General features: G+C 37.6%; 16 protein-coding genes. 15 read left to right on the top strand and 1 reads right to left on the bottom strand.

The genetic code is table 11. The features are described 5' to 3' along the window. The 15 genes from HOO54_RS01370 to HOO54_RS01300 form a co-directional block, all read left to right on the top strand. The coding region (locus HOO54_RS01370; RefSeq protein ID WP_172292186.1) for a hypothetical protein at positions 1-251 on the top strand (251 nt) is incomplete at its 5' end. A 62-nt stretch (positions 252-313) separates the two neighbouring features. Next, a complete protein-coding gene (locus tag HOO54_RS01365; RefSeq protein WP_172292184.1) occupies positions 314-511 on the top strand; it encodes a hypothetical protein in 198 nt (65 codons plus the stop codon). Further along, positions 512-823, top strand: a complete 312-nt coding sequence (locus tag HOO54_RS01360) for a hypothetical protein (protein ID WP_172292182.1) — start codon at positions 512-514, stop codon at positions 821-823. It abuts the gene before it with no gap. Between the two features lie 304 nt (positions 824-1,127). Further along, positions 1,128-1,397 carry an ATP-binding protein gene (locus tag HOO54_RS01355; protein WP_301539264.1) on the top strand — a complete coding sequence of 90 codons (270 nt, stop codon included), beginning with the start codon at positions 1,128-1,130 and terminating at the stop codon, positions 1,395-1,397. Between the two features lie 79 nt (positions 1,398-1,476). Continuing rightward, the gene (locus HOO54_RS01350) at positions 1,477-1,869 is read left to right on the top strand and encodes a hypothetical protein (RefSeq protein WP_172292178.1); all 393 of its coding nucleotides are present in this window, start codon (positions 1,477-1,479) and stop codon (positions 1,867-1,869) included. Beyond that, complete coding sequence (locus tag HOO54_RS01345; RefSeq protein WP_172292176.1) at positions 1,853-3,061, top strand: TraM recognition domain-containing protein; 1,209 nt, start codon at positions 1,853-1,855, stop codon at positions 3,059-3,061. The genes HOO54_RS01350 and HOO54_RS01345 overlap by 17 nt, the downstream gene beginning before the upstream one ends. After that, on the top strand, positions 3,051-3,680 hold the full coding sequence (locus HOO54_RS01340; RefSeq protein WP_172292174.1) for a conjugal transfer protein: 630 nt from the start codon (positions 3,051-3,053) through the stop codon (positions 3,678-3,680). Before HOO54_RS01345 ends, HOO54_RS01340 begins: the two co-directional genes overlap by 11 nt. Positions 3,681-3,682: 2 nt before the next feature. Continuing rightward, positions 3,683-3,937, top strand: a complete 255-nt coding sequence (locus tag HOO54_RS01335) for a TcpD family membrane protein (RefSeq protein WP_172292110.1) — start codon at positions 3,683-3,685, stop codon at positions 3,935-3,937. Between the two features lie 3 nt (positions 3,938-3,940). Further along, positions 3,941-4,408, top strand: a complete 468-nt coding sequence (locus tag HOO54_RS01330) for a TcpE family conjugal transfer membrane protein (protein ID WP_172292112.1) — start codon at positions 3,941-3,943, stop codon at positions 4,406-4,408. After that, positions 4,347-4,784 carry a hypothetical protein gene (locus HOO54_RS01325; RefSeq protein WP_172292172.1) on the top strand — a complete coding sequence of 146 codons (438 nt, stop codon included), beginning with the start codon at positions 4,347-4,349 and terminating at the stop codon, positions 4,782-4,784. Before HOO54_RS01330 ends, HOO54_RS01325 begins: the two co-directional genes overlap by 62 nt. A gap of 26 nt (positions 4,785-4,810) precedes the next feature. Further along, positions 4,811-6,841: an ATP-binding protein gene (locus HOO54_RS01320; protein WP_172292170.1), complete on the top strand. Its 2,031-nt coding sequence runs from the start codon at positions 4,811-4,813 to the stop codon at positions 6,839-6,841. Then, positions 6,838-7,188: a cystatin-like fold lipoprotein gene (locus HOO54_RS01315; RefSeq protein WP_309244851.1), complete on the top strand. Its 351-nt coding sequence runs from the start codon at positions 6,838-6,840 to the stop codon at positions 7,186-7,188. Before HOO54_RS01320 ends, HOO54_RS01315 begins: the two co-directional genes overlap by 4 nt. A gap of 35 nt (positions 7,189-7,223) precedes the next feature. Further along, a complete protein-coding gene (locus HOO54_RS01310) occupies positions 7,224-9,338 on the top strand; it encodes a CD3337/EF1877 family mobilome membrane protein (protein WP_172292116.1) in 2,115 nt (704 codons plus the stop codon). Between the two features lie 3 nt (positions 9,339-9,341). Further along, positions 9,342-10,295 carry a bifunctional lytic transglycosylase/C40 family peptidase gene (locus HOO54_RS01305; protein WP_172292118.1) on the top strand — a complete coding sequence of 318 codons (954 nt, stop codon included), beginning with the start codon at positions 9,342-9,344 and terminating at the stop codon, positions 10,293-10,295. 13 nt (positions 10,296-10,308) lie between these two features. After that, positions 10,309-10,851 carry a hypothetical protein gene (locus HOO54_RS01300; protein WP_172292120.1) on the top strand — a complete coding sequence of 181 codons (543 nt, stop codon included), beginning with the start codon at positions 10,309-10,311 and terminating at the stop codon, positions 10,849-10,851. A 762-nt stretch (positions 10,852-11,613) separates the two neighbouring features. On the opposite strand, the gene HOO54_RS01295 is transcribed toward HOO54_RS01300, so the two are convergent. Next, a complete protein-coding gene (locus tag HOO54_RS01295) occupies positions 11,614-12,738 on the bottom strand; it encodes a response regulator aspartate phosphatase (RefSeq protein ID WP_253907584.1) in 1,125 nt (374 codons plus the stop codon). Positions 12,739-12,766 lie beyond the last annotated feature (28 nt).

Raw genomic sequence — 12,766 nt, 5'->3', positions numbered from 1 at the left:
GTCGGAGAAAGGTTCTTTGTATTACAAAAAAGGGTTCTGGTTTTATTGGTCGCATTGGTAATGCTGCTAGTAAAGGTTATTCTACATTACAACATGATCTTACAGTGAATGATGTGATTTTTAGCCTTCTGGATCGGTATGCAGCTCAAGGCAAAAATTTTGGATTTAAAACTGAAAGAGAATTAATACAAGAGTTGTTTCTTTCGATGAGTGTTGAGCAACCCAAAAACCTAATGCTTTACGGCATATAGCTCAGGAGGTACCAGATTTTGTTTTAGTCAATAGTGAACGTCGTTTTGCTTTTGAAGTTGAATTGAGTCGAAAAACAAGTACAAGAATTAAAAAGAAAATGTATCAATATAAAAAATCGCTTGAAAACGGCTTGTATGATCGTATTTTTTATATTTGTAAGGAAGATGCAATTAGAAATCATATTCAGGCTATTGCTTCATCAGTAGGGGTCAAGGTTTCTTTTATAATGCTAGATGATCTTTTAACTGGGGAGGATTAAATGGACTTAAATTTTTCGAGGGACAAAAATGGAAAGCCAAGTAATGATAATAAAGTTGATTTCACTTCTCTACTTGGTTATGGTGCAATTATTATTGCTACGTTATCTGTAGGTTTAGCGTTTCTTCCGTCACTTGTGTTAGGGCTTTTAATATTTGGTGTAGCTTATTCTCTAAAACAGGTGGGTAAATTAAAATTGCTATTTTGGCCGTCTGTTGCGGTTTTAGGTGGAATGCTCTATTTTGCAGGTTGGAAGCATTTATTTCAGTTCATACCGGTTTCATTAAAATTAGCCGGTATGAATAGCGGTTAGATTATTTTGAACAGCTAATTAATAATGGTCAGACATTTCATCCAAGTTCTCAAACTTATATTTCGACTATTGCTCTTTCGATTATCATTGCACGAATCAGTATTGCTGTGTATGAATTTTTCAAGGGCAAGATTGTTAAACCGAAAGAAGATGTAATCGAGGAATACAGAAAAAGCGGTGATTACGAAAAAAATATATCAGAATCGAGTGAAAATTAATGATAAAGTTCAAGAAAAGTGGCGACAAAATGTATCTAGATCAATAGGAAAGTCTTTGCCAGTCGAAAATATTCTACTTGGTATTGATGAAAAGAAAAAGGCAAGCTGAAATGGCCCTTGAGGAAACAACTAAACACGTTTTGTTTCAGGGAACAACCGGAAGCGGAAAAACAATGGCTATTTTAACTGTGGCTGAAAGCGCACTTGCTAATTCTCAATCTGTGTTTTTTGTTGATGGGAAAGGTGATCCAAAAACAATTAATCAGTTTAAGAAATTAACAGACATGTATGGCCGCAAGCTTCATGTTTTTTCGGAAAAAAACGCCGCTAAAGTACAACCCAATCCGTCATGGTAACAGGACGAGTATTACTGACCGTATTATGGCGATATTCGACTGGGAAAACGCCTTTTATAAAAATGAAGCGGAAAACTTTTTGCAAAAAGTAATTCATATGCTGCACGATTTTGATTTAAAGACTGACTTACCGATGATCGCCAGACATATGTCTCTCCGATCTGTATATCAGACGTTGATGTCTGATGTTATAGAAGAAGAAGAGATTATTCGGGATAAGATCCCTGTTAAGAAGAAAAGTAATCCTTCGGATGACATTCTAGGTCTAGATGAATCGGAGGAAGAGATTGAAGATTATGAGGTTCATGAGCGTACTGTGATACGTAAAGTACTTAGTCCAAGGTCTGCTCTTCACATGGAACGTTTTTTTGGCAAAAGAGAACTCTCTGAGGAAGAAATAGAGGCTTTGACTGACGAAAGCAAGGGTGATCCCGTTCAAGAAACTTGTGCGAAGCATGAAAACACAACTTGAAAAATTGATCTATTCTGAACTTGGTGGGCTGTTAGAAGATGATCCAGAGGGTCTTGATCTTCTTGAGATTTTGGAAAGAGGAGAATCGGTCATCTTCTCGTTTAACAGCAACATATATTCCGAGTTTATCAAGCGGTTTGCTAGGTTTGTCATTGCGGATTTAGCCTATAGTGTCACAACTCGATATGCTCAGGATGTCCAGAAAGGCGCTCTTGGTATTTTTGATGAGTTTGGAGCCTATGGGTCTGAAACGATTGTTCACATCCTAGCACGGGCGCGTAGTGCTGAATTTGGGGCAGCTATCGGTATTCAATCATTAGGTGATTTGTTCATTAACGGACAGGACATTTCAAAACAGGTAATTGATAACTGTAACACATTCTTTTTTGGCCGCAGTAATGAAGCTGCTTCTGCGGAAGCCGTCGCTTCCATTATTGGAACTTATAGCGACGTTGACCTGACAACTCAGACTGAAAACGTTGGTGGTCCACTAAAAAGAATCGAATTCAAATCAGAAAAAGGTACAACTCGGAAAGTTAAAAAATTCTATGTTCATCCAGACGAAATTAAAGACTTGGAAACAGGAGTGTTTGTAGTCGTTAGAAAGGCAGCGAAGGGATTGACGTCTGAAGAGAGACGTAAAATCACTTATTTCCGGAATCCGATGAATGGACTGAATCAGAAGAAAGATCCAATTTCGGAGCAAGCCGATCATACTCAAAAGGCAACCCAATTTGAAAGGAGGAGAATAATGGCATTAGGCGCTTTGAAAGAAAGAGTGTCAAGCATTTTTTCAGACAATAAAATTAAGCGTAGCAAAAAAGAAAGCCGGAAATTGCCGAAGATCCGAAATAGCAAAGGAGCTGTTGTTCTTGTATGGGCGTTGATCGTTGTTCTTGGAATGTCTGGAATCCTAGCTTTTGGTCGTGCTCAAAATGCCTTGGAAAAATCGAAGGCAACGGAAAGCGCACTTGCTGCTGTTACTGCAAATCAGGATGAAAACGGGTATGATGCATATCGAAGTCCAAAAATAGAGATTTTTGGAGATCAAGTCGTTGATGAATATATGAATATTCCGCGTGACAGCGAACAAAGGAAAGCACGCGAAAAAGCCTTACAAAGCTTTTATGCAGAAGGTTTAACTGTTGATACGATGGGGAGACGTTGGTGGGTATCGACAATTGAATCATAAGACATTGTATGATGTTCATTTTGACAATGACAAAGCTGTTTTGCAGTATCGAGTAGATTATGACAATGTTGCTATCCAGCAAAAAGAGCGGGAGGTTGAGAAGAAGAAAGGAAAGAAAAAGAAAAAAGTCAAAGAAAAATACGAGGAAAAGAAACAGACCAGTCGTACTATGCTGCTTAATGTGCCGATAAGGGCATCAAAAAACGGTTATGCAGTCGTTTCTAACTTATATTTTACTCCGGTTCCGGATGTGAAGACAAAAGGTATTCAAAGTGAAACAAACCCATTGACCGAGCAATCCGAGGCTCCAATGGAGCAAAAACAGGAAATTGAGAACTGGCTTAAAGATTTCTTCAAAAAATACGCAGATGGGACAATAGATGATCTTAATTATATGATGGAAAAGCCACAGGCTCTAAACGGTCAGCGTTCATTTGTTGGATTGGAAAATACTAAAGTATACCCTTCGGGTAAAAATGAATTTGTCATAAAAACAAATGTTAAATTTCAGGAAAAAGATATTTCTATTGAAAATACAGAAAGCTTCACAATTTATTTAGAGAAACGTGATGGGAAGTATTTCGTAAAAAAGATGGAAAACACATTAGGAGGTAAATAATTATGATGAACTTTTATTATGTTTTAGGTGCAAGTCTTCCATCATTAGGAGACCTTAAAACTTGGGTTACAACCGAAGGCGGTAACGCCGTAGCGATTGTTTTAGTATTGTTTGGAGTCTATTACCTATTTAAACAGGACATTGGTAGATTGATTGGCTTTTTCGTTGCAGGAGCTTTTGTCTTTTTTGCAGTAGGAAATCCGGAACGACTTTTAGGTCAGTTGGCTGAAATTGCTTCAAAAGTTTTTGGGGGGTAATAAATGAGAGCGTACAATTACAAAAAAACGATGAACCATCCTATTACTCTATATAAGATTTGGAAATTGAATATACCTGGCGGGTTAAGTTTGGTGCGAGGAACATTGTTTACAGCGATATTCCTCGCGATGATCGCTTTTCGTGACTTCTTTAATAATATCGGATCAATTATCCCGGGTTTAACACTTGTAATGTATATAGGAATCCCTTATTTATTAAGCGGATTCCTGATCAAACAAAAATACAACGGTAAGAAGATCCATCTTTTTCTCTTTGATTTTGCCAATTATTTTTTAAGTATATATATGCCAAAACGAAAGTTTGCTAACGATCAAGAGGTTTTATATACGAATGTGGAACAAGTGACCTTTGAAGAAACAATTATAAAGAGAAAGGACGGGTATGACGATGAAGTTAAAAACACCGATCAAAAGCTTACACAACAATCTTATGCTGACAAAGTCGGGTGAAATTTATGCTTACTATCGCATTAGCCCCGTTGTTGTGCCTCAGAGCAATAAAGAAAAAATAGAGGATCACAAAGCGGAGTTCCGGATTCTGTTTAAGGAGTTAGAAAATATAAAAGATATCCACTTAGAAATGTATCCGCAATATCTTGATTTAGAACAGCGGTTTGGGTCTTTAGAAAAAGACTTTCATCCAAGTACTTTAGAGATTGGCCGTTATTACAATTCCGAAGCGATAAAGCTTTTAAATCAAGAGCTTGGTCGTGTTACTCAACCGGATTTTATTCTTGGGGTTCGCTTAAAAGGAAACTTACTTGAAGGATCAGAAGACATCAAAGGAGTTATAAAAACGCTTTTACGTCTGTCTCAGACGTTTTAGTAAATCTTTTGGGGATGGAAAGGGAAATGACCGCAGAATTTTTTCAACGGTTTACTGAGCTTGAAAAAGACCTTTTTCAACTGGTAGCAAGTGTTGGTGGAAGGCGGCTTACAGAAGATCAATTGATATATATAAATCGTTACAACTTTTTGAGAGACATAGATCATAGTGTTGTTGAAGAGCAAAAGAAACGTGGCCAAACAAATATTACTGATGCCATTATTGATCCGACAGAGCCAGGATTCTTAAATCTCCAAACGACGGAAGGTAAATGTTATATCAGCTTTATTGTAGTCGATGATTTCCCTGAAAACATGGAATACTCACACATTTTTCAACGGGCACAAAATTTAAATTTCCCTGTAGAGCTGCATATAAAAGCTCAATATCAATCAAAAGAATCAACGCTTCGAAAAGTGGCTATCACGAAACGGCGCTTTAGTGAAACCCAAAAGGATATGAATGAGGTGGATGAAACTGACAACAGACTTTATTCCGGACGTGAGTTGCTTGGCAAGTTGACCAACAAAATAAAGAATGACAATTTTCCATTTATGAAATGGGTAGCAGCATTTGTTGTTAGTGGGAAAAATAAAGAACAATGTAAACGCAGGGCAAGTGAAGTTATCCGGATTATGAAGCATTCGCATATTTATTGTGTTCGGCCAATTGCTGATCAATTGCAGCTCTTCTACAAATTTTTGCATGGTGCCCCGTTACAGTTTGAAAAAAATTGGGTTCAGCAAACCACACATGAAGGTTTTGCAGAGAATCTTTTCAGTCTATCGAACCGGCTCGGTTCGAATGTCGGCTTTTATTTTGGAAGAGTAGACAAATTCACTGATAAAGTCCCTCTTGATCAATCTATAGCCAGTAGTCGGGATGTGGTACTGTTTCACCCATTTATCGCGAATGAAGGAATACCGGGGGCCATCACTGACAGTCCACATGTGAATATCACTGGAGCAACCGGGAAAGGTAAATCATTCTTAGTTAAAATGATCTTGCTATATTTATCGTTCTTGGATTGTCAGGTTTTAATGACTGATCCGAAAGTAGAAATCCGTAAATGGTTTAATAAAGCTATTAGTGACCCTAATATCCGGGCTAAGTATCCGATGTTTATAGAGCTAATTCGATCATTTCATTATGTCACGCTTGATGTTTCTAACAAAAATAATTTCGGAGTTTTAGATCCTATTGTTTTCTTGCAAGGTTATGAAGCGAAAGAAACAGCTCAGGACATCATTGAGCAAATTTATGATCTTCATGGAAAAGATGATGTGAAAACGGAGATATTGAAATCTTTAGATATCGTTATTGAACAGAGGGCGAAAGGTGAGACCGTTGGTCTTATGAATGTTGTTGATCGTTTAATTCATAATGAAGAAAATCCTACAATTCGGAGTGCCGGGGAGCTGTTGGTTCAAATGGTTCAAAATAGCATTCTTCAATTGGTTTTCAGTTATGGGGACGCAGATGCTATTAATTTGAACAGTAAAGTCACTATCTTAGAGATCGCAGGGTTGGATTTACCGAATGAAGATGATGATCCACGATACTACAGTGACAGTGATAGAAAGAGTCTCAGTATTATGATTGGTCTCGCGAAATTCTGTGAGAAATTTGGCCGCCGGAGCCACGAAGATCCAACAGCCATTATTTTTGATGAAGCATGGACGCTGACTAAAGCTCGTGGTGGTAAGAGATTGATTAAGGATATGAAGCGTGTTGGGCGGTCTTTTAAGAATCAATTATATCTTGTTTCACAAAATATGGCTGACTCTGAAACCGATGATGATAAAGGGAATTTTGGGGCACGATTCGCTTTTGATAATGATGTCGATCGTCCTGCAATTTTAAAAACAATGAATCTTCCACAAACGAAAAAGAACGAAGAAATGGTTGCAAATATGGTCAAAGGGCAAGCGCTTTTTATGGATTTTTACGGTCGTGTCGGCAAGCTCTCAATAGATTGTTTATTTGAAGAATGGGTAATTGCATTTAAGACAGTTGAAAAGTCGCATTCTGCAAGGGCAGAGGAGGAACTTGCGTGATAAAAAAACTTATTGGATCTTTCGTTCTCATTGCTGTCATTGCTGGTATTACCGGCTGTGGAGGGGACAAAGAGAAATATGATGAAGAAATTAATCAAGTCATTAGCCTGCAAAATGAAAGATTACAGAAGCCAGGAGTTGTTAAAGATATCGACAGACTGAAGCGTGAAAATACAGAAATTCGTGTGTATCAAGATGGGAAGTATATTTCATTGTATTTTGAAATCAGAAAAGGCGATCCAATTAAAATGACTTATAAAAAACAAAAAAGTGGTGAATATGACCTCTATCCCAATGGGGATGACGATTTAGGAGAGCCGGTGTACACAGAAAATATAGAAGGATAAATGTCTACAACGATGTGTAGACGAGGGAGGGAACCATGAAAAAAACCTCAAAGATAATTCTGTTTACTCTATCCATCATTTTTATCTCCTTTATTGGTTCTGCGGCTTTTGCTGATGATACCGCAAGCAAGGTGCAACCCAAAGATGTAAAACAGGGTGGAATTACCCTTGAAAGTAAGCGATACAGCTATGACCAATATGATGCTGTTACTGATGTAGAATCTAGCTGGAATCCTTTTTCTGAAGAATCATTAAACAAAAATATGAACAGTCTTGCAAGTATCACTTTTGGACTAACTAAGATGGTTTCCGGTTTAGTCGATACTGGTCTTAACTGGTTATATAATATAGAAGTCGTTAATAAATTTGCTGATCGGATCGGGGAAATATCGACTCATATATGGGAGAACCTTTATGGAACGTTCGGTGTTCTGTTGTTTGTGATTGCTGTGTTGTATATTTTCTTTCAATACGTTGGTCAGAAAAACAGTATGAATGCAGGCAAGACAACATTTAGGTTAATTGCAGTCGTTGTTGTTGCTTTTGTTTGGTTTACAAATGTCGGCTGGTTTTTAAAAGTGATGAATAATTGGAGTGCTGAAGCACAAGGACTTGTTATGAAAGCGGGTACTACTATCACCAACGACCAAGAGATTCCTAAAGGCCAAGAATTAGAGGGATCTATTGCTCTTCTCCGTAATCAATACTTTGATATTTCAGTTTACAAACCATATTTAACTATGAACTATGGCACGACAGATGAATCTAAACTTACAAAAGACGATAAAGATAGAATTACAAATTTACTAGAATATAAGCTTAACAAAGAGGGATACGAGGAACGAAAAAAGGTTGCTACAACAGAGGCTAATGAGCTTGGGAATACGATGATGGGGCAAGCAGGAATTCCAAACAAAGTTGGTATTGCCATTTTTTCGTTAGTCTTTGCTCTAATATTAGGAATTCCTTTACTGTTAGTGGCATTTGCTAATTTCGTTGTTCAAATTCTTGTCTTGGCAATAAGTGTAATACTGCCACTCAGTTGTATTATCTCTTTTTTACCGAACTTTGCAAATAGCGCTTGGTATGCGTTTGGCAGATTGGTTGGTACCTTTTTAATGAAAGCCTTTATTGGAATGATTCTCCTATTTACATTTTTGATTATTAGCATTACAGGAGACTTAATTCCAATGGATACACCTGATCAATATATGTTAAATGCTTTTGTAACAGGTCTTGCCATTATTCTAATGATTAAATATAGGGATAAGATCGTTGAATTTATCACAGCCGGCAGGGTAGTTTCAGTGGATGCTGGAATGGCAAAGCGTGCATATGAAAAAGGAATTCGCCAACCAGCAGAAAGAGCTACTAATATTGCTAGAACTGCGGCCTCTGCATATCTTTCTGGTACGGCAGCATCCGAGGCAGCACAGAATGCTCAAGAACGAAATGAAAACCGTGAGACAGGAGAAGATGAGAACAGCAGTGTATCTGCTAATGCAGTTACAAGTAATATGGACGATTCAGCAGATCGTTCAGAACTTCGTTCTTCACAAGAAGATTCTGCTGGTAAAGTCGTTAATATGAGTGACTATAAGGACAGTCGTCAGGATAGAACGGCCCAAAGCAGTTTGGAGAAAGATTCACATGAACAACAGGAGCTGGAAAGAACACAAGAAGGTTCCTCTGGTCATCGTCATGTAGGTAAAGCAGAATTAAATCGTGATGAACAACATCGAGAACCACAGAAAATAGATCAACCCGCACCAAAAGCAGAGACATTGAACCGTGAGCAATATCGTACTTCTCAAGCTCGTACTTCTCAAGATTCACGGGAGAGAAACCCAGAAGATATGTGGAGAGACTCATCTCAGCCTCGAGTTACATCATGGGATGAAAATATTCGACATGAGAGAAGTCCTCAATCCCAATCAGCCAGTCAAAGCAATTCGAATGATAGTGATCTTTCTAGTCTTGCAGCAATGGAGCCGCCAATGGATGAATATGAGACACAAATGTCTCAAAACTCAAAGTCAAATCAAATTCAGCCAACCGGTACAGAGGATAGACGTAGTGAACGGCGACAAGTGCAAGAACGGTCTGAAAATCACCTTCCTGAGAGTCCTAATCGGGCACGGGGTGAGTAAAGTATGAAGAAAATTCTTGTCATTGGCATCATTCTTTTTATAGTAGGATATACAGTTTTAGCGGGATTTATCCTACTGTTTGGAGCCGGAGATGATGAAGAAAAGGTCGGCTTTGACGAAAATATTTCAGGTACAGCGAAAATTAGTAAAGAAGTAGAACGTTATCGCCCTCTTTTTGAAAAGTACGCTGAAAAATATGGTCTTACAAAGCATATTGACATCATTATGGCCCTCGTCATGCAAGAGAGTGGAGGTCGTCATTTAGACGTTATGCAGTCATCAGAATCAATAGGGTTGCCCCCTAATTCTATTACAGATCCGGAATTGAGCATTGATGTTGGGATGAAGCATTTTAAAAGCGTTCTGAAAAAAGCCGGTGGTGATATTAAATTGACCCTTCAAGCCTATAACTATGGTAGCGGGTTCATTGACTATGTTAAAAAATACGGAGGGAAGTATACAAAGAAGCTTGCTTCTAGATTCAGTAAAGAACAGGCCACAAAGCTAGGATGGCCCAGTTATGGCGATCCCCTATATGTTGACCATGTTATGAGGTACTTAGATACAAACGACGGTGGCGGGAAACAAAAATTTGATTATGCCCAAGTTCACAACATTATGAAACAGTTTTTAGGTGATCCTTATGTGTGGGGAGGACGGACACCAGCGGCAGGCGGATTTGATTGTAGTGGTCTTATGGAATATGCTTTTGGTCAAATTGGTGTTGATCTTAATGGAAATGCAGCTACACAATATGAGAAGACCAAGCCAGTTCCCGATGATAAAGTACAACCCGGCGATCTAGTCTTTTTCAGCACATATGCGTCTGGTCCGACTCATGTTGGTATGTATGTTGGAGGGGGAAAATTTATCAATGCAAATGATAACGGAATTGAATATTCGAGCGTAGCTACTTGGAAAAAGCTTTACCCATACTTGGGATTCAGAAGAATATAGAAAGGGTGAGATTGTGGAAGAACAGCGGAAAAAGCATGGAATACGGCTTGTCGTTATCATTGCGGCCATTGCCGTGGCTTTAATGCTAATATACACCCAATCTTTAAAAAAGGATTTAGCAGCTGCAACAGAGCAAAAAAAGAACTATGCTGACCAGATCGACCGACTGAAAAAATTAGATCAATCAAAGGCAGCAGAGCTGAACCATGAGTTTATCAATAGATTTTTCACTTACAAAAACACGAAACAGCGATATGAAGACATCAAGCCACTAATGACAGAAAAAGGTTATCAGTCCACTTATCCGAGTGGCAGTAGTATTCCAAAAAAAGGTTCTGATGTATCCTCTTCCATTTCTGGTTTACGTAGTTATGAATATCAATCGGATAAGCAGGAAGCTTCTTTTATGAACGAGTTTACTGTCCGTACCAGTTACAATGGTACAGCCAGCGAGCAGAAGATCGTCATAAAAACAAATTTGATTACTTTAGAAAATGGAGATTGGAAAGTAGATAATGTTGAATTTATGGCCAATGTAGGAGGACAGCAACCGTAAGACTAAACACGTTCAGGAATTACAGCAAAACGATGTTGTATATGAGCATTCTAACGCAATTAAATTGATTTTAATGAACAATCACCCATTAATTGCGTCAGAATCATCCTGAAAATTTTAGGGTACTGATATATTTATACTTCGTTCGTGAATAAGTGAGGATCTGAAAGTTGGCCATCTTTTTTCATTCGTGTTTTAGCTCCTTTTGGATCTTCCAGGACAGCTGCATTGTTCGGAATTCAAGCTTAAAAAAATTCCATAGCAACACTACAAAGAGTTTTTGCGGACACTATAAAACAATATATGATAGACCAACTAATAACAAATCGCAATAAGCCGATGAATGCGAAAATAAGAGCTATATGGAGGAAAGAAAAGATCGCCCCTTAGAAACAAAAGGGCGATTTTTTGATTATTTCCCAGATGCAAAATTGCTTCTCACGGCTGAAAATGATCGATTTTGAGGATTGGCTAAAAAATCAACTTCTCATAGTGGTTATTATGTAAACTAGAGATTTAAATGTTTAGATTTTGTATACATATTTTCTATGCCAAATAAAAAAATGCACTCTTATTTCGGGTGCATTTTTTGCGATCATATAGTAATAGTTGTCTTGAGACAAAAATGGTTTGACTACACTTTCTTCAATCAAGTTGCGTATCTTTCTGAAACTTGGTAAGGCGTGCTATCTTGGGTATAGGTTGAACTTACCACCCCTGTTACACCTAACAATAAAACAATACATATTAAAGCTTTAGTTTTCATCCTGCCAACACACTCCTTTTGATTAAGCATCTTGCTTCAAATGCAGTACGGTAACATTCAATAGCATCATGCAGTTTCTCTGTTTTCTCTAACACTTTTGCTGCATCTAGTCCGTAATCTTCCATTTCAGCGTACATACCTTTCTCCTTGAAGAACTTAAATGATTCCCTCATCAAATCCATGTCATAGTCTAAGTGAAGCCCTTTAAGTAACTGCAACTTTGCAAGGTCATCTAAAGTCTGGTGTTTTTCAGCCAATTCTTTACCCTCAAAATATAAGTCATTTGCTGTCATTATGTTACCTTTCCTTGCTTCAACATATGCAAGATTAAAAGCAGCCTTAGACGAATAGATGCTGCTATCTTCCCTGTAAATTTCAAGGGATTTCTGTAGATGATTGGACGATCTCTCAAGTTCTTCAAGTTCATTATAGCATAAGCCAATGTTTAAATGAGAAGCCCCGATCAAAAACCCCTCTTCCATTTTCTCAGATTCAGCTAAAGCTTTTTGTAAATTATTCAAAGCCATTTCATGATGCAGTTGATCTGAATAATTACCTGCAATAATGAAATTGGTGCGAATGCATTTATCACCATAAGTGTCATATTGTTTGAAGATGTTGTATGCCTGATTAGCATAATCCATCGAAAACAAAGTTTGTTTCATATTGTAATAAAGTTCTGAAATTTTAAAATAAAACTCAGCTTTCTCTAACTCATCGCAGTTGAAGACTTCAAGTTTAATTTCTGCATTTCTATAATACCTTAAAGCATGTAACAATTCTTTTTGTCTAAAATGATACATCCCCGAAAAGAATTGATAATAGTACTCAAGCATACCTTCTAGTTTATTTCTTTCTCTAATTCTTTTAAACTCTTTAAATCGTTCTTCAAGATCACTACCTGAATCAGCATACAAATAGTCGAGTTGTAACTTGTGCCTAAACTCAAGTAATGAATAATAAACAAGAACGTCCTGGTTTTCTTCCATATTCTCGAGAAGTTCCCTGACTTCTTCTTTTGTTTCCTCAGCTTTATGTATCCAGTTATTCTTAAGTGAGTTGTACCAAAAATTCATCTTCGTAGCAACAAGATCATAAGGAATTGTCTCTTCTTTACTCAAACTTAATGATCCCCTTCCCATTTTTTAA

It is taken from the genome of Bacillus sp. WMMC1349 (assembly GCF_013155385.1).
GTDB lineage: Bacteria > Bacillota > Bacilli > Bacillales > Bacillaceae > Bacillus.
This window is presented reverse-complemented; position numbering and strand designations above follow the sequence as displayed.

What these genes read in the sequence shown, in the direction of transcription:
- HOO54_RS01310 (WP_172292116.1), top strand. Translation starts at nt 7,224, where the DNA reads ATGAAAAAAACCTCAAAGATAATTCTGTTTACTCTATCCATCATTTTT.
- HOO54_RS01330 (WP_172292112.1), top strand. Translation starts at nt 3,941, where the DNA reads ATGAGAGCGTACAATTACAAAAAAACGATGAACCATCCTATTACTCTA.
- HOO54_RS01305 (WP_172292118.1), top strand. Translation starts at nt 9,342, where the DNA reads ATGAAGAAAATTCTTGTCATTGGCATCATTCTTTTTATAGTAGGATAT.
- HOO54_RS01325 (WP_172292172.1), top strand. Translation starts at nt 4,347, where the DNA reads ATGAAGTTAAAAACACCGATCAAAAGCTTACACAACAATCTTATGCTG.
- HOO54_RS01335 (WP_172292110.1), top strand. Translation starts at nt 3,683, where the DNA reads ATGATGAACTTTTATTATGTTTTAGGTGCAAGTCTTCCATCATTAGGA.
- HOO54_RS01355 (WP_301539264.1), top strand. Translation starts at nt 1,128, where the DNA reads ATGAAAAGAAAAAGGCAAGCTGAAATGGCCCTTGAGGAAACAACTAAA.
- HOO54_RS01320 (WP_172292170.1), top strand. Translation starts at nt 4,811, where the DNA reads ATGACCGCAGAATTTTTTCAACGGTTTACTGAGCTTGAAAAAGACCTT.
- HOO54_RS01345 (WP_172292176.1), top strand. Translation starts at nt 1,853, where the DNA reads ATGAAAACACAACTTGAAAAATTGATCTATTCTGAACTTGGTGGGCTG.
- HOO54_RS01360 (WP_172292182.1), top strand. Translation starts at nt 512, where the DNA reads ATGGACTTAAATTTTTCGAGGGACAAAAATGGAAAGCCAAGTAATGAT.